We start from the raw sequence: 20,380 nt of genomic DNA, 5'->3' as shown, positions 1-20,380 counted from the left end.
GACCCGGCTGCTTAAGTCACATTTTGGTAACAGGAGTCACAGTGCCGGGGTGTCGGGTTGCGCCGGGCTCGCCGGTCGACCGTCCGGGCCGTTTGCGCCGACGGCGGCCGTTCCGGTTACGCCGGCGGCGGCGAGGCGGGCAGCCGCACGGCGAACTCCGTGCGGCCCGGCCGGGACGTGACCTCGACTGTTCCTCCGTGGGCCTCCACGATCGACTGGACAATGGACAGGCCCAACCCGCTGGTGCCCTCGGACGTCGGCGCGGCGGTCGCCGTGCCGTGACCTCCGCGGCTGCCGGAAACGGCGCCGGAGGACGAGCGTGCGGGAGCCCCGGACCCGACCCTCGCCGTCGCGACGGCAGAATCGGCGGGGACAGCTGCGGGGTTCGACGCCGGATTGGTGCGCGAGGCGTCGGCCCGGGTGAAGCGGGCGAAGACCCGGCCGATAAATTCCGGGGCGATGCCGCTACCATTGTCTGTCACGGTGACCACGGCACTGCCGTCAGCCGAGCGCATAACGCCCGTGACCACCTTGGTCCCGGGTTCCGTGTGCTTGCGCGCATTGGACAGCAGGTTGGCGAGGACCTGGTGAAGCTGGGTCGCATCACCGCGCACCACCACGGGCTCGTCCGGAAGTTCCAGCTGCCAGATGCGGTCCGGGGCCATGACTTTCTCATCGCTGACCGTCTCGATGGCCAGCTGGGTGAGGTCGACGTCGGAGATTTTGAGCGGTTGCCCCTCGTCCAGGCGCGCCAGCAGCAGCAGGTCCTCCACGAGCGTGGTCATCCGCTCGGACTGGCTTTGCACACGGGCGAGGGACCTCTCGCCGTCGGGGGTGAAATGCTCGGTCATCCGCATCAGCTCCGTGTAGCCGCGAATGGCCGTCAGCGGGGTGCGGAGTTCGTGCGAGGCGTCGGCGACGAACTGCCGGACCTTCATCTCGCTCTCCTGCCGCGCCTCGAGAGCGTTGGAGACGTTGTCCAGCATCTTGTTCAGCGCGTAGCCCACGCTGCCCACTTCCGTTCCGGGATGGGCCGCCGACGTCTGGACGCGGACCCCGAGCGCCACCTCGCCGGCGTCCAGCGGGAGACGGGAGACCTTGGTGGCAACCTCGGAGAGCTGTTCCAGCGGCTTCATGGTCCGCCGGATCAGGGCCGTGCCGGCGAGCCCGATCAGCACGAGCCCGCCTGCGGACACCACCACCATGGTCCAGACCAGGGAGGCCAGGGTGCTTTGTTTTTCTGCCAGCGGGAGTCCGGTCACAATCACGTCACCGTACGGTGTTCGCGCCGCCGTGAGCCGGTAGGCGCCGGCCGAAAGGCTGCGGTCCACGGACACGCCGCTCGGGGTGAGGGCCAGGAGAACCTTGTTGTCGGCGGGGGAGAGGTTCTTGACCGCGCCGTCCCCGGCCAGGAATCCTGCCCTGCTGACTTCGCCGTCCACTATCCGTGCGTTAAGCGTCCCGACGCCCTGTCCCCGGGCTTCGAGGGGGTCGGGGCGCCTGCCCGAATCGTCCGAGGAGGGCCGGCCGAACTCGCTCGAACGGTGGGAGGCCTGGTCCAGCTGGGTGTCGAGCTGCCGGGTGAGGAAGAGGTCCATGGAGGCGTAGCTGAACAAGCCCACAGCGCCGCAGATGGCCACGAGCAGCGCCATGGCGACCAGGACCAGCCGGGTGCGCAAATGCCACGTCGACGGGTTGCGCCAGTCGCGTCCGGGGACGCGGGTCATGCCGGAAAGTGAGGGCACGGATCAGTCCGCCGGTTTCAGGACGTACCCGGCTCCGCGCACCGTGTGGATCATCGGAGCGTGGTTGGCGTCGACCTTCTTGCGGAGGTAGGAAATGTACAGTTCCACGATGTTCGCCTGGCCGCCGAAGTCGTAGTCCCAGACACGGTCCAGGATCTGGGCCTTGCTGATGACCCGCTTCGGGTTTTCCATGAGGTAGCGCAGCAGCTCGAACTGCGTGGCGGTCAGGTGCATTTCCTCACCGGCCCGGGTGACTTCGCGGGTGTCGACGTTGAGCACGAGGTCTCCCACCACGAGTTCGGCGGTGTCCATGGCGGCCACTCCGGAGCGCTGGACCAGCCGGTGCAGGCGCAGCAGCACCTCTTCCATGCTGAACGGCTTGGTGACATAGTCATCGCCGCCGGCCGCCAGTCCGGTGATGCGGTCCTGGACGGCATCCTTGGCGGTGAGGAACAGCGCCGGCACCTCCGGCGCGAACACGCGGATCCTGTTCAGCAGTTCGACGCCGTCGAACCCGGGCAACATCACGTCCAGCACCAGCACGTCGGGGCGGAACTCCTTGGCTAGCCGGACGGCTCCGGGCCCGTCCTCGGCCACGGCCACGGACCAGCCGGCCATCCGCAGCCCCATGCTCATGAGCTCGGAGAGGCTGGGCTCGTCATCCACCACGAGGGCGCGGATGGGGGAGCCGTCCGGATGCGTGAGCTGGGGAAGGTTGTTGGTCATGGAGTGCGAAGTGGCCATGGGGACAACTCTCCGATCTGCCGGTTAGGCGGGGCTTTGGGGACCCTGTGCGGCACCTGTGAATCCCAGCCTAGCGAGCTGGATGCCGTTGCGGGACCGTACGGGCCGCACCGGCCATGTTCAAACCCCTTTACCGTCCGGCGCCAACGTCACAGGCCGGGCTGTCGGCCCGCACAGCCCAGGCACAGGATCGCTCACCACTCTGGGGTGAACACCGATCCGCACCCTAAAGGAGAAATACCATGAGCGGTCAGCATCCCGGAGCCGGTTCCGGACCAGCCCCCGAGCCAGCCCCCACGCCCACCACCGGCGCGCCAGCGGCGCCCGCGCCGGTAACCACACGCCGTACTGCCTGGCAGCACGGCGCCGGACCCACCGACGGCGGACACTCCGACGGCGGACACGACGGCGGCGGGCACGCTGATGCCGGACACACCGACGCCGGAACAGTCCAAACCGGACACGCTGACGGCGGGCACTCCGACGGCGGGCGGCCGGAAGCAGGCGCTGCCGGCGGCTGGGGCGCGCCCCCGGTTTGGACGGTTCCGACATCGGAACCTGCCTGGGGCATGCCCCGGCAGGAACCTGTGCCCGCCGCAGCCACAGGCTGGGGCGCGCCGGGAACTTCCGCCAAGACGGCCTCGGCGGCAAAGCCCTGGACCCTCAAGCGGGGGCTCGCCGTCGCCGGAGCCGCCGCAGTCCTGGCCGTCGGCGCCGGGGCGGGCGTCTATGCCCTCACCTCAAGCGCAACGGCAGCCACCGGTGCGGCCGGCGGGGCGGGCGCCGGCGGCCCCGGCGGCCAGGGTGTCGCCCCGGGCGCGCCAGGTGCAGCGCAAGACGGTTCCGCGCAAGGTGGTTTCGCGGGCGGCGGCATGCCGGGGCAGGGCGGTCCCGGCGACTTCGCTGCCGGGGGGATGGGCAGCGGGCTTTCCGCGGCAGTGCACGCCGAATACGTGGTGCTGCAAGGAAGCGCGTACACCACGATGGCCGAGCAGCTGGGCACAGTGAGCGAAATCAGCTCGTCCTCCGTGACCGTCAAGAGCAGCGACGGTTTCACGCGCAGCTATGCGCTGGGCAGCGACGTCGTGGTGAGTAATCTGCAACAGCGGCGCCAGCAGGCCGGCGGCGCGGGCACGCAGCTGAGCGTCGCGGACATCGTGGCGGGCGGGACGGTGCGGATCGTGGCGGCGAAGGACGGCTCCGGCTACACGGCGGCCTCCGTCATGGTGGTCGCGGCGACGGCCACCGGCCAGTCGAACTGAACCGCCGCAGCCGGCATCGCCACCGTGCCTGGCAGGCAGTGCCGCCGTGCCTGGCCGGCGGCGATGCCGGCTGCCCACTCCGTGGACCGCCTCGCAGGCGGCGGTGGGCAGGCGCGGTTTGGCCCAACTCGCCGTGCTGTGAATGATTTGCCTGATGTAGTCGGCGTTGACCGAATAATATTCGAGAAAACGCACTTGCTGACCTTCCGGTCAGTAAAACACTTGTTATTTTATTGCCGCTGCAGAATTGTGACTTGCGCTACAAATCCTCGATCTGTCTCACTATGTGGAACCTGGGGTCCATTGTTACTTGCACGTTTACATTGTTACGTTGCACACTTCAATTGTGAACAAGAACTCAACAGCACCTGCAGCCGCAGCTTCCTGGATCAGCACACCCGCTGGTACCGAGACGCGCTGTTGTCGAATGCACGCCTAACTTTTACACCCCTAAAGGTTTCCAGGTATTCGCCCCCCAGCCCAGAGTCGGGCGCCCCTCCCCAATTTCATTGCGGGGAAAGAAGCATTCGAGCCGCGATGACGGCCATTCACATTGAGGTAAGCATTCCATGTCAGTTGCATCCGGATACGTCCACATCTCCGTCCGTAACGCCAGCAAGGCCGGCCAGGCCTCAGGGATCCGTCAGGGCTTTGGCGGGCGCTCCGCGTTCGCCCCCGCCGGATCCACGGGCAGCTTCCCCGCCCCCGGATATGCAGCGCAGGGCTACAACCCTGACTCCTACGGCCAGCTCCGGGCCGTCCCCCCCGCCCCCGCCACGGCGCCCACCCCGGTGATCGCCCCGGGTGCCGGCAGCCCGGTCCGTCCGGCCCCCAGCGACAATGTCGCCCGCGGCTTCGTGCTGTACATGGGCATCGACGAGGAAACCGCGGCTGCAGCCGGCACATCCATCGCCAAGCTGGCCCAGGAAATCCGGGCCTACGCACAGTCGCTCGTGGCCGGTGCCGAAAGCTATGCCGCCGTCGCCGTCGCGCCGGCCAGTGCCCCGGGTTCCGCCCTCGACGTCGTCCGCTCGACCTTCGGTGATCCCACCGCGGGGGCCCGCCAGCGCACCGAGACCGCCCGCCTGCAGCAGCCCCAGGATCCGCGGCCGTCCGGGGTGCTGATCGACCTCGCCCGCCGTGAGGTGCACCTCGACGGCGAATCCCTGAATCTCACGTTCAAGGAATTCGAGCTCCTGAACTACCTCGTGGAGAACGGCACCCGCACCGTGGGCCGTGACGAGCTCCTCGAAGGCCTGTGGCGGAACGCCGAAGAGGTCCCGAACGAGCGGACCATCGACGTCCACATCCGCCGCCTGCGTTCCAAGCTCGGCCGCCTCGCCAACACCGTGCGCACCGTGCGCGGCCAGGGCTACCGGTTCTACGAGCACCCCGAGGTGGTTGTCTGGGCCGCTCCGGAATACTCGATCTAGCCTCAGCTTCACGCAAAGCGCCCGTCCCCTGCATGGGGAGCGGGCGCTTTCGCGTTTCCGGAAGCTTCAGCGGCTTTCCGCCGGCAGCCACATTCCCCGACGGGCGCTTTGGGTGGGCTGGCTGACGGGCCTTGCCGCCGCTGCTGGTGGTTTTGGTTGGACTCTGTTGCCTTTCGGGGGTCCGGCGTAGTCTCGGACCGTTGAGCCGACTATTGGGAGGAAGACATGTCTATTGCACGGATTACTACCCTGAGCGCGAACTCCAAGACCTCGTTTGATGCCGCCATCAAGGAGGGCGTCGACCGGGCCAATAAGACCCTTCGCAATGTCACGGGGGCATGGGTGAAGGAACAAAAGGTCGAAATCAGCGACGGCGCCGTCGTTGCCTGGCACGTCGTGCTGGAAGTGACCTTTGTCCTTGAAGACTGAACGGACGCTGGTGGGATGCGCGCCCGTGGGCCAGCCGCCGCACTAGGATTGGGGCATGAGCGCGCATCACATCAAACGGCTGGTGATCATGCGGCACGCCAAGTCCGATTGGCCCGGCGGGGTTGCCGACCACGAAAGGCCGCTCGAAGAACGCGGCCACAAGGACGCCCCAGTCGCCGGAAAGTGGCTGCTCAAGCACGGCGTGGTTCCTGATTTCATCCTCTGCTCCAGCGCTTTGCGGACCCGCCAGACCTGCACGTGGGTGTGCCACGCCCTCGGAGACAAAGCGCCGACGCCCAAGCTCGAGGATGGGCTGTACGCCGCCTCCGCCTTGCGCATGCTGGCCGTCATCAACCACGTCCCTGACACCGTCACCACCCTCATGGTGATTTCCCACATGCCCGGGGTGCAGGACCTTGCGATGCATCTGGCGTCGCGCGACTCCGACCACGATGCCTACATGGACGCCGCCACGCGCTATCCGACCAGCGGGCTGACCATCCTGGAAACGGAAAAGTCCTGGGCCGAACTGGACGGGCAGGACGCCAAGCTGACCCACTTCAAGGTCCCCCGCGCCAAATAGCCGCAGGTCCGCCCGGTGAGGGCTGCGGAATCCATAGCAACCTGCGCCGATCTGCGGTTTACTGATGCTGTTTAGTCATGTGGTTTTTTCCAGTGGTTTTGGGGCATCTGTTGCAACCCGGAGAAAAGGTGATCAACGTGGATTCAGGGCAGCTCATAGGAATTATTGTCGGCATCGTCGTGGTGCTCGCGATCGTAGCGGTGGCGGTCATGGTCAGCCGCAAACGCAAGGTGGCCGCAGACCGGAACCGTGCGGCCGAGATGCGTGAACAGGCCAAGGCCGACGAATTCGCTGCGCGGGAACGCGACGCCAAGGCGGCCCGTGCCGAGGCCGACGCGCAGGAGGCCGACCTCGAGGCCGAGCGGCTGCGGCAGGAAGCCCGCAAGCGCCAGGAAGAAGCCGAAAGCGTCCGCTCCGGCGCGCAGGAGCAACTGCGCAAAGCCGACGAAGTGGACCCGGACGTAGTCACATCTGAACGCGGCGGCGAAAGCGGGCAGATGCCGACCCGCGGGGATTTGCGCGCCGAGAGGGCCGCCGCCGAAACCACAACGGGCAGCCACGTCCCCGGCCAGCAAGTGTCTTCCGGCGAGCCAACGTCCGGCCAGCAAGTGTCTTCCGGCGAGCAAGCGTCCGGCCAGCAAGTGTCAGCCGACCAGCGCAGCCGCGAGGACGTAACCCGTACCGACACGGCCCCGGGTCCGGATGCCACCCCACGCGAAGACAAGCCTCGAAACCTCTGAGCTGAACTCCTGGGCTGCCTTCCGGCGGAAACTCCTGTGCTGAACCTCTCCGCCGGGTGGTGATGCGCGGGACTCAGCGGCGGGCCGAGGCCCGGGCTGGTGATTTGGGGGCAGGCGACTTGGCCGGTGTCTTCGCCGCCGGCTTGACCGGTGTCTTCGCCGGTGACTTGGCCGCGGGCCGGGCCCGCGGAGCAGCCGCACGCGGAGCCGCCTGGCGCGGAGCGGTTCCTCTCGGCGTCGGCCGCGGTGCGGAGGGCCGCGGATTCGCAGACCCGGCCCCCGCTCCCCGCACGCCGGGCGCCGGGCGGCGTCGCGGAGCACGGCCCGGGGAACGCCGGCCGCGGCTCCGGCCGGGCAGTACAGTGCCGGCGAACAGCAACAGTAAGGTGACGGCTCCGGCGGCCGCGGCCAGATAGAAGTACAAATCCGGATGCTCGGAATCGACGCGCGTGGACAGGGCGTCGGGATCGGGGTTGAAGGCCAGCCCCCACTGGCGCAGGAAAGCGACCCCGAACGCGATGAAGAGGATGCTGCCGACCCCGCTCGCGGCCAAAGTCTTGTGCCGGCGCCGGACCACCACCTCCGCCACGCAGGCCACATAGGCCGTCGCGGCCGCACCGACGAACCACACCAGCACCCACTCTTGCAGGGTGATTCCGGTCAGGACCAGAAGTGCCAGGGCAGTGAGAAACGCTCCGATGGCGACTTTCCCGTTGGTACCCATGTGACGCATGTGAATAATCATGCCTGAGCAGGCGGCTGCTTCACGACGTAGCCGCGCATGGAGGCCATGATTGCGGCCACACTCTGCTCCCTGGTCCGCTCCGGGTTGTACGTCTGGCGGTCCAGTCCCACCACGAAGCAGGCCCCGAAGATCGCCGTTTCCAGGCTGCCCCGGGAAACGGCGGAATCCACGGGATAGACGGCGGCGACGCCGTCGATGGCAGAGCCGATCACCGCGAGCAGGCGCCCGCGGAGCTCGGCGAAGGTGTCCTGCCATTCGCTCGGGGTCCGCCAGCTTTCGCTGACCCAAAGCCGGGCGAAGGAGGGGTACTCGGCCATGAAGTCCATGGCCTGGCCGATCATTTCCTCCATGGCGGCGAGGGGGTCGGCGGAGCCGTCGCGGACACTCAGCAGCCGCGCCAGGAGGATGTCCACGCCGTGGCGCAGCAGCTGGGCGATCAGGTCCGACTTGCTGCCAAAGTTGTAATACACCGTGCCCTTGGACACCCCGGCTGCCGTGGCGATCTCGTCCACCGTCACGCCCGCCGCGCCGCGCTCCCCGATCAGATCCATGGACGCCTCGAACAGTTTCTGCTTCGTGGCGTTCGTGCGGGCGGGACGGAGTTTCTTCTCCCCGGCCCCCACTGTGCTCATACGGCGATCTCCGGTTTTAGGGACTTCAGGGTCCAGAACTTGTGCTTGTGAACGGCCAGTGTGGAAAGCGCCGCCCCGAGCACAGTGTACCCAAGGAGGCCAACCACCGTGGGCACGATCAAGGAAAGGTCCGCGCCGTAGATCAGGTGCCGCATGCCGGCCACCACATAACCCATAGGCAGCGCCTCGTGGACAAAGTGCAGCGGCTGCGGGGTGGTTTGCCACGGGAAGGTTCCGCCGGAGGAAACCAGCTGCAGGACCAGCAGGATAAGCACCACGAATTTTCCGGGAGTTCCCAGCAGGGCCACGACGCCCTGGATGATGGCACTGAAGGCCATAGCGGCCGCCAACATGAACAACCACATCAGCACCGGGTGGGCGGGCTTGAGGCCCAGGCCCAGGTCCACCACGAGGGTGAGCAGCGTGGCCTGGATGACTGAAACGGCAAAGAATGGCAGCCAGCCGCCGACGGCGATCTTCCATGACGGGGCGTTGGACGCCAGTGCGCGTTGCGTGATGGGCCGCATGGCCTGGACCAGCATGAATACGCCGATCCACAGGGCCAGGGTCAAGAAGAATGGCGCCAGGCCGGCACCGTACGACGCAGCCTTGGCCTGAGAGACGTCGCTGACGGCAACAGGGTCCGCGATCACCTTTGACAGGCTGTTCTTCTGGGCATCATCGGGGTTGGGGATCTTCCCGGCACCCTTGTCCAGCTCTGAGGCCAGGGTGGCGGCGCCATCCGAGGCCGTGCGGGCGCCGTCCTCCAGCTGGCCCGCCCCGTCGTCGAGCTGCCGGGCGCCATCTGCGAGCCTGGCAGTGCCGTCGACAGCGCTCTGCTCGCCCGCGGCCAGCGCGGCCGAGCCGGCCGAGAGCTGGTTGGCGCCGGCTGAAGCCTTTGAGATGGCATCAGTCAGGGCCGGCGTTGCTCCCGCAAGTTTGGCCGCCCCGGAACTTACGGCGGCGGATCCGTCGGCAAGCTGCTGGATCTGGGCTGCATCTGTTTGGATTCTGGACTTCGCATCGGCCACCGGGCTTGAGGCTGCGGCGGTATCGAATTCGGCCAGGATTTTGCCGGCCTGGTCGGGGGTGATGATCCCGGCGGCAACCAGACGGCTGTTGGATTGCACCACACGGTCCCGGAGGCCCTTGTCGGCAGCGCTGAGTTGCCCGACGACGTCCTGGACTTTCGTGTTCAATGCCGCGTTTCCCGCCGCGACTTGCGCGGCGCCGTCCGCGAGTTTCTGTGAGTCGGCAGGGAGTGTGGCCGTCCTGTCCTTCAGCTGCGTCAGGCCGGCGCTGAGCTGGCCGGCGCCTGAATTGAGCTGGTTGGCGCCATCGCGCAGCTTCATTTGGCCGGCGGCGAGTTCTGCGACTCCGCCGTTCAGCTGGCTCGTTCCGGAATGCAAACTGGCTGCCCCGTCCCGGAGTCTGGCAACGCCGTCGGAGAGTTTTCCGGCCCCGTCGGCGGCCTGGACTATTTGAGTATGGATTGTGCCGAAGCCCGTCAGGAGCTGGTTCGCAGTCTCCTCGCCCACTTCCTTGGCAACCGTCGAATGCACGGCAGTGGTCAGCTTGTCCACGATGTTGCTGAGGACGTAGTTGTTGGCATCGTTGGTGGTGACATTCAGCATGGCTTGGTTCGCGGCGTCAAAGCTGCCCGGGGAAACCAGGTTGGCCGAGAAGTCCTTGGGAATCTTGAGCGCGAACGCATACTTGCCGCTGCTCACGCCCTGGTCCGCTTCCGCGGCGGTGGTGACTTTCTGCCAGTTGAAGACGTGGCCGTCCACGAGGCTGTCGGCGACCTTTTTCCCCGCCTCGAGCCGGGTCCCGTTGCTGGCGGACGCGCCGGTGTCCTCGACTACCAAGGCGGCGTCGATCTGGTCCAGGTTCCCGTACGGATCCCAGTTGGCGTAGAGATACACCGCGCCGTACAACAAAGGCACCATGGTCAGCGCCAGGATGGTCAGTTTGGGCAGGAGCCCGCCAGTCATGCGCTTGAGCTCGGAGCGGGCCAGCCGCAGAACAGTCACTTTAGGGCCTCGGTTTCGAACGGGATGTGTTCAGGGTTCCGGTGTTTCGCGGGATGGCCTTCTGTCTTCTGCGCATCAGGCTGGGAGGGGTCCGCGGATGCGTCAACGATGGAAACCGTTGCGGCGGCAGCCTCAACGGCGTTCCCGATTGCGGCGGAGGGCCCGGTCCAGCCGTCCGGCAGTGCCGCGACGGTGACGACGACGGCGAGCGGCCGGCCGCCGTCGTGCGCCAGATCTTCCAGCCTGGGAAGCCAGTCCGCGGGATCTGCGCTGTGCCTGTCCGGAGAATCGACCACCAGCAGATCTGTTCCGGGGTTGGCCAGGGCAAGGGCGGTGAGCAGTTCGACGCGTCGCCGGGCCGGAATCTGTTCGGTCCAGAGGCCGGCAATGTCCTCGAAGCGGTTGACCTTGAGCCAGGGTTTGCTCAGCAGAGCACCCCGATAGCGCCGGGGGATGAGCGCGAGGTCCTCGGTGACGAGGTCGCCCACGCTGAGATGCTGTTCGGGCTCGTTGACACCGGGGGAGTCCACGAGTGCACTGGCCAACCGGAGGCGCTTAATCTTGGAATTTCCGTCCCAGCTGAGCACTCCCCCGGAGGGCTTCATCCGGCCGCTGAGTGTGAGGGCGAGGGCTGTTCGCTGGTCCTGGCCGTCGCCTTCAACCAAGAGCAGCTCCCCGGCACGTACCTCAAGGGACGTGGGTGGGAGCAGGTCATTCCGGCGCCCGTTCACACGGAGCTGTTGCACGGAGAGCATGTAAGCCTTTCGCAGGGTCTGGTCTGCTTCAAGGCTAACCGAACTGACTGGTCAGTTCAAATAGAACAGCCGCTTGTGATCAACGGATCACAGGCCGTACTCCTCCAGCAGGCGGAGCCAGACTTCGCTGATGGTCGGATAGGAGGGCACGGCGTGCCACAGCCGGTCCAGCGGGACTTCCCCCACCACCGCAATGGTGGCTGCGTGCAGGAGTTCGGCGACATCCGGGCCGGCGAACGTGGCGCCCAGCAGCACCTTGCGGTCCTCGTCGATGACCAGCTGCGCCCACCCTTCATAGTGTTCGGCGTGCAGCGAGGAGCCGGCCACCTGGATGGGGAGTTCCACGGCGGAGGCCCGGAAACCGTCCTTCTCCGCCTGCGCCATGGTCCGGCCGACGTTCGCCAGCTCCGGGTCGGTGAACACCACGTTCGGCACCGCGTGCTCGGAGGCCGTCTGGGCAAAGCGGCTCCACGGTGCCGGCTCGCCGCGGAGTTCGCCCTTGGCCCGGGCGGCAATGGCGTCTCCGGTGGCCCGCGCACCGTACTTGCCCTGGTGCGTCAGCATGGCCCGTCCGGCGGCGTCGCCGGCAGCGTAGAGCCACGGGTTGCCGGACACATCGTTCTCGGTGGCGTGGTGGACTAGTCCGGTGGAATCGGTGGTGAGCCGCAGGGTCCCGCCCTCGGGTGCCGGGAGGCCGACGCTGTCCAGGCCGACTCCCTCAAGGGCGGGGTGCCGGCCGGTGGAGACGAGCAGCTTGTCCGCCGTGATCGTGGCGCCATGGGCCATGCCGTCAGCGCGCCCGGCGCCCGGGCCGTCCTTGGGGCCGCCCGTGGGACCGCCCTTGGGGCCGCCGTCGAGCACGACAGTAAGGGAGCCGTCCTCGTTCTCATGCACGCTCCGCGTACCGGTGTGCAGGCGGAGGTCCACGCCATCGGCGCGCAGGCCGGCAGCGACCAGGTCTGCGGCCCGTTCCGGGAAAACGCCCAGGAGCCCGCCGCGGGCCACGAGCGTCACGGACGAACCAAGCCGGGCATAGGCCTGGGCGAGTTCGACGCCGGCAACGCCGCCGCCGAGGACCGCAAGCCGCGGGGGAACCGCGCGGGCTGAGGTCGCCTCCCTCGTGGTCCAGTACTCGACGTCGTGAAGCCCCTCGACCGGCGGCTGGTTCGGGGCGGAGCCCGTGGCGACCACCACGGCGTGCCGGGCCGTGAGTGCGTAGCCGTTGCCGTCCAGCCCGGCCACCTCGACGTGCCGCGGGGCGGTGATCCAGCCGTGGCCGCGGATCAGTTCGATGCCTGTGTCCTCCACCCACTTGACCTGGCTGTCGTCCTGCCAGTTCGAGGTGAAGTAATCCCGGCGCTTCAGCACGGCTGCCGGATCCAGGGTGCGGGTGACCGCTTCCTGGGCGCCGGGGACCGTCTGCGCGCCATGCAGCGCAGTGCCCGGCCGCAGGAGGGCCTTCGAAGGCATGCAGGCCCAGTACGAGCACTCGCCGCCGACCAGCTCCGCCTCGATGAGCACTGCTGTCAGGCCACCGCGGACCACGCGGTCCGCCACATTCTCGCCCACGGCCCCGGCGCCGATCACAATGACATCGAATTCCCGCTCAATCTGTGCCGTCATGGCACCAGCCTACGCCGGGGCCACGGCCGGATCCGGGGGAGCTCCGGGCTCCGGCGATGCGGGCTTCCGGCGTAATGTGCCGGGCCGAACCCTTTGCAGGACGGGGGACGGTCGATACTGTTGGGACCATACTTGGGGGAGGAGGCGGCCATGGCCGCACGCAACATGACAACAGGCCCGGCCATACCGCTGGCAAGGTTCAGCGCCCAGGCCCGGCTCCGGGCGCTCCAGTCGGACATCCTGGAGCTGATCCTGGAACGCGACCTGGTTCCCGGCGACCCGCTGCCGACCGAAAACGAGCTGACGGCGGCACTCGGCGTCGGCCGCAACACCCTGCGGGAGTCCTTGAAGGCGCTCCAGGCGCTGGGTGTCATTGAGATCCGCCACGGATTCGGCATGTTCGTGGCGCCGAGCAATTTCGAGGCCCTGACCGACGGGCTCACCTTCCGCGCCCGGCTGTCGCTGCGCCACCAGGGCGAGGAAGCCCTGCAGCTCGTGGAGGTCCGGCAGGCACTCGAATCCGGCCTGGTCGGCGCCGCCATGGACCGGATCAGCGCCGAACAGCTGGCCGCCGTGGAGGAGTCCGTGAACCGCATGGAAGCGCTGGCCGACGCGGGGGAGCCGTTCATCGAGGCCGACGCGGAGTTCCACCGCAGGCTTTTCGAGCCGCTGAACAACGACCTGCTGATCAGCCTGATGGACGTCTTCTGGAAGGTCTACCGCCGTATCCACCTCGAACTCGGCGGGCCGTACGCCGTCGACTTGCAGGCAACGGCCGCAGTGCACCGGGGGATCTATGAGGCTGTCGCAACGGCGGACAAGGCACTCGCCTCCGAGCGGCTCAGCACGCATTTCGACGACATCCGCAACATCATCGTCCGGTCCACGGCCTGAGACCTGCTGCCGGGCCGCTCCGGCCCAACAGCTGCCGCCGGCGCCTAAGGCGGCCGCGCCGGCGCCCAGCCGGGCGCCTAAAGCAGCCGGGCCGGCGCCCTGGCGCCTAGGGCATCCGGCGGTTAAAGCAAAAGATCCGCCCCGGCGAACCGGGGCGGATCTTCATCTGTGCGCCCAAAGGGATTCGAACCCCTGACCTTCTGTTCCGTAGACAGACGCTCTATCCAGCTGAGCTATGGGCGCATTCTCGGCTCTTGGAGAACTTCTCTCTCCCCGAACCTCGAATTACTTTACGCGAGCCCGGGCCCAGTTACAAATCGAAGCGGGTGTAATCTAGCTGACTAGACCGGTCTACGTGACCTTAGTCACAAAAAGGAGGGATGATGGCCGGCCAGTTCCTTGAATTTCCGCGGTTTTTGATTTGCTCGGCCCCGGTCATCCCACGTCCGGGCCCGAAATGGGCCCCCTGCCGAGCCCTAGCATTTAGGACACACCACTGAACCCGAGGAAGGGAACCGTAATGGGAGATCTGGCGCGACTGCCGTTGCTTGAAAAAGCACCCACCACACATGCCGGTCTACTGGCATGGGTAGAAGAGGTAGCTCAACTGACCCAGCCGGACCGGATCTACTGGGTTGACGGGTCCGAAGCGGAAAACACCCGGCTGACGGACGAGCTCGTTGCCGCCGGCACCCTGACCCGCCTCAACGAGGACCTCTTCCCCAAGTCGTTCGCGGCCTTCTCCGACCCCGCCGACGTGGCCCGCGTCGAAGAGCAGACCTTCATCTGCTCCGAGAACGAGCACGACGCAGGCTTCACCAATAACTGGATGGCCCCGGCGCAGATGAAGGAAAAGCTGCACGGCCTGTTCGCCGGCTCCATGCGCGGCCGCACCATGTACGTGATCCCCTTCGTGATGGGCCACCTCGACGCCGAGGACCCCAAGTTCGGCGTCGAGATCACCGACAGCGCCTACGTTGTCGCCTCCATGCGGATCATGGCCACCATCGGCACCGAGGTCCTGGACAAGATCACCGCGACCAACGCGTTCTTTGTCCCCGCCCTGCACTCCTTGGGCGCCCCGCTGGCCCCCGGCCAGGCCGATGTCCCGTGGCCCTGCAACCCGGACAAGTGGATTGTCCACTTCCCGGAGGAGCGCTCCATCTGGTCCTTCGGCTCCGGCTACGGCGGCAACGCCCTGCTCGGCAAGAAGTGCTACGCCCTGCGCATCGCCTCGGTGATGGCACGCGATGAAGGCTGGCTGGCCGAGCACATGCTCATCCTCAAGCTGACCTCGCCGGAGCAGAAGAACTACTACATCTCCGCCGCCTTCCCGTCGGCCTGCGGCAAGACCAACCTCGCCCTGCTGGATCCGACCATCGAGGGCTGGAAAGTCGAAACCCTCGGGGACGACATCACCTGGATGCGGTTCGGCAAGGAAGGCGAGCTCCGCGCCGTCAACCCCGAGGCCGGCCTGTTCGGCGTGGCTCCGGGCACCGGCTGGGGCACCAACCCCAACGCGATGCGCGCCATCGCCAAGGGCCACAGCATCTTCACCAACGTCGCCCTGACGGACGACGGCGGTGTGTGGTGGGAGGGCATGACCGACGAGGTACCCGCGCACCTGACCGACTGGCAGGGCAACTCCTGGACCCCGGATTCGGACAAGCCGGCCGCCCACCCGAACTCCCGCTTCTGCACGCCGATCGACCAGATCGACATGCTGGCCGAGGAGTACTACAACCCGGACGGCGTGGAGCTTTCCGCGATCCTGTTCGGCGGCCGCCGCAAGACCACCATCCCGCTGGTCACCGAGGCGCGCAGCTGGTCCAACGGCATCTTCATGGGCTCAACCCTGTCCTCGGAGACCACCGCCGCGGCAGCCGGTGCCGTCGGCGTTGTCCGCCGGGATCCGATGGCCATGCTGCCCTTCATCGGCTACGACGCAGGCGATTACCTGAACCACTGGGTCAACCTCTCCGCGAAGGCCAACCCGGAGCGGCTGCCCAAGATCTTCCTGGTCAACTGGTTCCGCCGCAATTCCGAGGGCGGATTCGCCTGGCCCGGATTCGGTGACAACGCCCGGGTCCTGAAATGGGCCATCGAACGCCTCGAGGGCAAGGCCGACGCCGTGGAGACCCCCATCGGGTTCGTCCCCACCGCTGACGCGATCGACCTCAAGGGCCTGGACATGACCCCGGCCCAGGTTGAAGAGGCCGTCCGTGTCGACCCCGCAGAGTGGACCACCGAGCTGGCCTCGATCGAGGAGTGGTTCGCCAACTTCGGCAGCTCGCTGCCCGAGGCGCTGCGCGCCGAACTCGCAGGACTGAAGGAGCGCATGGCTGCCGAGCAGTAGCAGCCGGCAGAACACTAAGCAACGCGGGGTCACTTACGGCCCATCCCACCACTGTGGATGGACCGTAAGTGACCCCGCGTTGCGGTTTAACCAGCGACCGTTAGAACCCAGGACCTCTCGCAAGATGCGGGGCCGCCGTTTTCGTTGGGTGCGTGGCGCCGGGACTTAGGTCCCTAGGCCGCGTCCGGCCGGATCCCTAGGCTTGTCCGCATTCCATCAGCCGGGCCGGCCGACGAGTGGAGCGTGCGCTGGGGGCATTCCGGGCGGGTGCGGCCGCGCCCCCGACCTGCTCGCGGTAAGCGAGACTCAGGAGTTCCTCATGCTTGTCAACGACGACATCGATGCTTTGTCCAGCGCTGTCAGCGGCCCGGTCGCGTTGCCGGACAGCCCCGAATTCGCGGCGGAGACGTTCGCCTTCAACGTCGCAACAGTGCACCGGCCCGAAGTCGTTCTGGGGGCCGCAGATGCCCGGGACGTCGTGGCCGCGGTTAAGTGGGCGGCCGAGCGCAGGCTTCCCGTGTCCGTCCAGTCCACCGGGCACGGCGCCGAATCTGCGATCGATGGCGGCCTGCTCATCAACACGCGCCGGCTGCAGGACCTGCAGATCGATCCGGATGAACGCACCGCGCGCGTCGGCGCCGGGGTGAAGTGGCGCACCCTCCTGGAGGCCAGCGTGCCGCACGGGCTCCTCGGATTGCACGGCTCCAGCACCGACGTCGGCGTCGTCGGCTACACGCTCGGCGGCGGGCTGCCCGTGCTCGGCCGCGCGCACGGCTTCGCGGCGGACCATGTCCGCAGCATGGAGATTGTCACGGCCGACGGCGAGCTGCGGCGGATCGACGCCGACGCCGAGGCCGAGCTGTTTGCACTGATGCGCGGCGGCAAGGGCAACCTCGGGATCGTGACCGCCCTCGAGTTCAGTCTCTTTCCGTTCAGTGATTTCTACGGCGGCGGCATCATCTATCCCGGGGCGGATGCGGCCACCGTCCTGGCTGCCTTCCGTCACTGGCTGCCCACGCTGCCCGAAGATGCCTCACCCTCGATCTCGCTGCTGCGGCTTCCGGACATGGACTTCGTTCCCGAGCCGCTGCGGAACCAGTTCGTCGTGCACCTGCGCTTTGCCTTCCTGGGCAAGCGCGAGGCCGGCGACGCGCTGCTTGCCCCGATGCGGGCGGTCTCGACCCCATTGATGGACACGGCCGGGCCCATGAGTTACCTCGACGTTGACCAGATCCACATGGACCCGGCGGACCCGCTGCCCTTCATGGACGGCGGCGCGCTCCTGAAGGATTTCGGCGAAGATGCGGTGGCTGACCTGCTCGAGCTCACCGGGGACGGTTCGGTCTGCCCGCTGCTGCTCGTGGAGGTGCGGCCGCTCGGCGGCGCGCTGGCCCGGACTGCACTGTCCCGGCCGGGGGCTATGCCGGATGCGGTGCCGGACGCCGTGTCGGGGCGGGACGCGGCCTTCCTGCTGTTCCTCGTCGGGTTCAACATACCGCCCCTTGCCGAGGCCGTATCGGCCTCCATCAGCGGGATCCTGGCCGCGATGGCTCCCCACTCCACCGGGTACACGCTGGTCAATTTCCATGGCGCACCGGGCGACGAGGAGGACCGGGCCCGGGCCTGGACTCCCGCGGTCTACGAGCGGATGCGGTCCGCGAAGTCCACGTACGACCCCGGCAACCTCCTGCGCTTCGGCCACGCGATCACCGGGGTGCCGTCGGCGGGTTGACGCTCTGCGCGGGCTCCGTTGCACCGCTTCACGACGGCGGCCCCCACCTTCACGAAGAGGTGCGGGGCCGCCGTCGATGAGTGTTTTAGCTGGCGAGCCAGATATCCGGGCCGAAGACCTCGTAGTGGATCTTCGTGGCCGGGATGCCGGCGTTGATGGCCTCGTTGCGGATGTTCTTCATGAACGGCAGCGGGCCACACAGGTAGAGCGAGGCGTTGGCCGGGAGGTCCACCTCGCGCAGGGACATGAAGCCCGCGTTGGAACCGGCTTCGGGCTGCTCGAGCCAGAGCTGCAGGTCGGCGCCGTCCAGGCGTTCGACGTCGTCCGTCATCTGGGAGCGCAGCGCCCAGCTGTCCAGGTTGCTTTCGGCGTGCAGGACCAGGACCTGGCGGTCCGAGCCGGACTCGGCCAGGGAGCGCAGGATGGACGCCGTGGGCGTGCAGCCGATGCCGGCCGAGGCCAGGACCACGGGGCCGTCGCCTTCCTTGAGCGTGATTTCGCCGTAGGGGTTGGAGATTTCGATGACGTCGCCCACGGCCACATTGTTGTGCAGCACGGGGGAGACCTCGCCGCCGTCGTCGAGCTTGGTGGTGAAGCTGCGGCTGGTGCCGGCGTCGCCGGAGAGGGAGTACTGGCGGACCTGGCGGAGCCCGTCCGGAAGCGTGACCTTGACGCTGACGTACTGGCCCGGCAGCGCCGCGGTGATGGGGGTGTCGTCTGCCGGTTCCAGCGTGAAGGTCATGGAGCCGGTGCCGGCCGGAGTCTTGGCGGCAACCTTCCAGGGGGTCCACATCTTGGCGTTGGCCTGTGCGGCATAGAGGCCCTTCTCGAGCTTGATGAGGGCGTCCGCCATGAGCCAGTAGACCTCGGTCCAGGCTTCGGCGATTTCCGGGGTGATGACCTCGGCCAGGTCCTCGGCGATGGCGGCGAAGAGGTGCTCGTAGACCACCTGGTACTGCGGTTCGGTGATGCCGAGGGAAGCGTGGCGGTGCGCGATCCGGGACAGCACGGTCTCCGGCAGGGTGTCCGGGTTGTTCACCAGGTGGCTGGCGAAGGCGGCGATGCTTCCGGCCAGGGCCTGCTGCTGATTGCCCGAGCGCTGGTTGGAGCGGCTGAACAGGCCGTCCAGCAGTTCGGGGTGGGCGGCGAAGAGGCGGGCGTAGAACTTGGGGGTGATGTCCCCGATCCGGGAACCGACCAGCGGCAGGGTGGCCTCGATGACGGGGAAGGACTTGTCCGAGAGCATGCTGACTCCTGAGATAGTGGCCCGGCGTCTTCAGCCGGGTCCGCGGCGATACTTGCATTTCAAATACAAATATCTATGCCTCATTTCTACACCGCGTAGAAATCTATTCCAAATCGACGAGATTCCGGGCGTGGCGGCGGCGGGAGTGGGCGGGTGTCAGTGGCAAGTGTCGCTGCCGGAGAAGGAACCGGTGGTGCCCACGTTCGTAAACGTCATGCCGGGAAGGGGGAGGAACTGCCAGGAGTAGGACGTCGCGTTCAGGGTCAATTTGAGCGGTCCGAAGGCGCTTCGGCCACGGGCCACCATTGCGGTCAGAAGGGGATCGGTGTTGGCCGACAACGCCTGGAGATCCGCCCCGCCGGCGCCCGCGGTAAAGGACCGGATCCCGGTCGGGGAGAGCGCCGGTACCGCACCTGAGCCGGAGGCGCCGATCGGTTTGAAGATCTCGCTGACGTGGTTGTGCCCGGAAATCATGACATCGACACCGTGACCGGCCATGAGGTCCCACATGGGTCCCAGCTCCGGGTAGGAGCCGTGGTTCACGCCCGTTGACCAGCGCGGATGGTGCGCCGCCACGAGGGTGCACGCCGTCGGGGAATTGGTGAGACGGTCCTGCAGCCACAAATATTGCGGGCTGCCGACGCCGCATCCACCGCTCACCCCGCCGGGCCCGCATTCACTGTTCAGGGCGATGAAGGTCCAGGCCCCGATCGTCGTCGAGTAGTAGCCGTCCGTCCGGGGCCCGAAGTCGCCCGTGGTGACGCCGGGGCCATAGAAATAGTCGAAATAGCCGCGGGTGTTGTCTTGGTATTCATGGTTGCCGAGCACCGGAGAGGTGATGGCCTTAAGGGCGCCGAATGTGTCGTTGTAGCCGCCGGCCCCCATGAACTCGGCAAGGGTGGCGTTCTGGTACTGAAGGTCCCCAAGGGCGATGAACCTGTCGGGCGACTGGGCCGCGACCACCGCGGCCACGTCGCCCTGGCGGCACACCGACGTGGTGACAACTGAGCCGGGGGCACAGGCGATGTCACCGACAGCCAGCACAGTCGCAGTCCCGCCGGCACCGGGCTGGGTGGTGGCGGTGGCTTCGTTGGAGCCGGGGCCGGTGTTGCCGGCGGCGTCGGTGGCGGTGACGCGGTAGTACCAGGTTCCGGCGGGCCGGTTGGTGTCGGTGTAGCTGAGCCCGATGGTGTCGGCGATTCTGGTGGTGGTGGCGGGGGTGAAGCCTGACGTGGTGGAGCGGTGGACGGTGTAGCCGGTGACGCCGGTGTTGTCGGTTGCGGCGGTCCAGGACAGGGCGACGGTGGTTCCGGTGGCTGTGGCGGCCAGGGTCCCGGGCGCGCCGGGTGCGGTGGTGTCGGGCGGGGTTCCGTCCGTGTAGGTGAGGGTGAGGGTGGGGCGCAGCGTGGCGGAGGCCTGGCGTGACCA

17 protein-coding genes and 1 tRNA gene are annotated in these 20,380 nt (G+C 67.4%); 8 read left to right on the top strand and 10 right to left on the bottom strand.

The annotated features are described in order from the left end of the window. Positions 1 to 116: 116 nt before the first annotated feature. Both AC1DNG_RS20785 and AC1DNG_RS20780 read right to left on the bottom strand, forming a co-directional pair. The gene (locus AC1DNG_RS20785; RefSeq protein ID WP_476888188.1) at positions 117 to 1,727 is read right to left on the bottom strand and encodes a sensor histidine kinase; all 1,611 of its coding nucleotides are present in this window, start codon (positions 1,725 to 1,727) and stop codon (positions 117 to 119) included. A 21-nt stretch (positions 1,728 to 1,748) separates the two neighbouring features. Then, entirely contained in the window at positions 1,749 to 2,489 is a 741-nt protein-coding gene (locus AC1DNG_RS20780) for a response regulator transcription factor (RefSeq protein WP_028277922.1), read from the bottom strand. A 242-nt stretch (positions 2,490 to 2,731) separates the two neighbouring features. Between AC1DNG_RS20780 and AC1DNG_RS20775 the strand changes: the two genes are divergently transcribed. From AC1DNG_RS20775 to AC1DNG_RS20755, 5 genes are all read left to right on the top strand, one after another. Further along, entirely contained in the window at positions 2,732 to 3,751 is a 1,020-nt protein-coding gene (locus AC1DNG_RS20775) for a hypothetical protein (protein ID WP_476888187.1), read from the top strand. A 569-nt stretch (positions 3,752 to 4,320) separates the two neighbouring features. Beyond that, positions 4,321 to 5,184: a winged helix-turn-helix domain-containing protein gene (locus AC1DNG_RS20770; RefSeq protein ID WP_018774264.1), complete on the top strand. Its 864-nt coding sequence runs from the start codon at positions 4,321 to 4,323 to the stop codon at positions 5,182 to 5,184. A 225-nt stretch (positions 5,185 to 5,409) separates the two neighbouring features. Continuing rightward, the gene (locus AC1DNG_RS20765) at positions 5,410 to 5,613 is read left to right on the top strand and encodes a dodecin family protein (RefSeq protein WP_476888186.1); all 204 of its coding nucleotides are present in this window, start codon (positions 5,410 to 5,412) and stop codon (positions 5,611 to 5,613) included. 55 nt (positions 5,614 to 5,668) lie between these two features. After that, positions 5,669 to 6,196, top strand: a complete 528-nt coding sequence (locus tag AC1DNG_RS20760) for a SixA phosphatase family protein (RefSeq protein WP_018774262.1) — start codon at positions 5,669 to 5,671, stop codon at positions 6,194 to 6,196. A 137-nt stretch (positions 6,197 to 6,333) separates the two neighbouring features. Next, positions 6,334 to 6,936 (top strand): hypothetical protein, encoded by a 603-nt coding sequence (locus tag AC1DNG_RS20755; protein WP_476888185.1) that lies wholly within the window; start codon positions 6,334 to 6,336, stop codon positions 6,934 to 6,936. A 73-nt stretch (positions 6,937 to 7,009) separates the two neighbouring features. Here AC1DNG_RS20755 and AC1DNG_RS20750 read toward each other — a convergent pair whose 3' ends face one another. The 5 genes from AC1DNG_RS20750 to AC1DNG_RS20730 all read right to left on the bottom strand — a co-directional run bounded on the left by AC1DNG_RS20750 (position 7,010) and on the right by AC1DNG_RS20730 (position 12,724). Next, a complete protein-coding gene (locus AC1DNG_RS20750) occupies positions 7,010 to 7,660 on the bottom strand; it encodes a hypothetical protein (protein WP_230008015.1) in 651 nt (216 codons plus the stop codon). Positions 7,661 to 7,677: 17 nt separating this feature from the next. Continuing rightward, complete coding sequence (locus AC1DNG_RS20745; RefSeq protein ID WP_230008014.1) at positions 7,678 to 8,313, bottom strand: TetR/AcrR family transcriptional regulator; 636 nt, start codon at positions 8,311 to 8,313, stop codon at positions 7,678 to 7,680. Continuing rightward, positions 8,310 to 10,346, bottom strand: a complete 2,037-nt coding sequence (locus AC1DNG_RS20740; protein WP_476888184.1) for a YhgE/Pip family protein — start codon at positions 10,344 to 10,346, stop codon at positions 8,310 to 8,312. Before AC1DNG_RS20740 ends, AC1DNG_RS20745 begins: the two co-directional genes overlap by 4 nt. After that, entirely contained in the window at positions 10,343 to 11,101 is a 759-nt protein-coding gene (locus tag AC1DNG_RS20735; RefSeq protein WP_230008012.1) for an ABC transporter ATP-binding protein, read from the bottom strand. Before AC1DNG_RS20735 ends, AC1DNG_RS20740 begins: the two co-directional genes overlap by 4 nt. A gap of 87 nt (positions 11,102 to 11,188) precedes the next feature. Continuing rightward, positions 11,189 to 12,724, bottom strand: coding sequence for a dihydrolipoyl dehydrogenase family protein (locus AC1DNG_RS20730; RefSeq protein ID WP_476888183.1), 1,536 nt, complete (start codon positions 12,722 to 12,724; stop codon positions 11,189 to 11,191). A 165-nt stretch (positions 12,725 to 12,889) separates the two neighbouring features. On the opposite strand from AC1DNG_RS20730, the gene AC1DNG_RS20725 reads away from it, so the two are divergent. Then, entirely contained in the window at positions 12,890 to 13,618 is a 729-nt protein-coding gene (locus AC1DNG_RS20725) for a FadR/GntR family transcriptional regulator (RefSeq protein ID WP_476850662.1), read from the top strand. A 169-nt stretch (positions 13,619 to 13,787) separates the two neighbouring features. On the opposite strand, the gene AC1DNG_RS20720 is transcribed toward AC1DNG_RS20725, so the two are convergent. Further along, positions 13,788 to 13,861: transfer RNA gene (locus tag AC1DNG_RS20720), tRNA-Arg, on the bottom strand. A gap of 277 nt (positions 13,862 to 14,138) precedes the next feature. On the opposite strand from AC1DNG_RS20720, the gene AC1DNG_RS20715 reads away from it, so the two are divergent. Together AC1DNG_RS20715 and AC1DNG_RS20710 are read left to right on the top strand one after the other, a co-directional pair. After that, on the top strand, positions 14,139 to 15,974 hold the full coding sequence (locus tag AC1DNG_RS20715) for a phosphoenolpyruvate carboxykinase (GTP) (protein ID WP_223914403.1): 1,836 nt from the start codon (positions 14,139 to 14,141) through the stop codon (positions 15,972 to 15,974). A gap of 319 nt (positions 15,975 to 16,293) precedes the next feature. Next, entirely contained in the window at positions 16,294 to 17,706 is a 1,413-nt protein-coding gene (locus AC1DNG_RS20710) for an FAD-binding oxidoreductase (protein ID WP_476888182.1), read from the top strand. A gap of 85 nt (positions 17,707 to 17,791) precedes the next feature. Here the strand turns inward: AC1DNG_RS20710 and AC1DNG_RS20705 are convergent, their stop codons facing one another. Next, entirely contained in the window at positions 17,792 to 18,952 is a 1,161-nt protein-coding gene (locus tag AC1DNG_RS20705; RefSeq protein WP_476860419.1) for a globin domain-containing protein, read from the bottom strand. Positions 18,953 to 19,108: 156 nt separating this feature from the next. Next, positions 19,109 to 20,380, bottom strand: a 1,272-nt coding sequence (locus AC1DNG_RS20700) for a metallophosphoesterase family protein (protein WP_476888181.1), incomplete at its 5' end; no start/stop codon positions are given.

The sequence above is a fragment of the Arthrobacter sp. 01T425 genome, assembly GCF_056398725.1.
The sequence above is the reverse complement of the archived record's forward strand: the minus strand, read 5'-3'. Positions and strand labels throughout refer to the sequence as shown.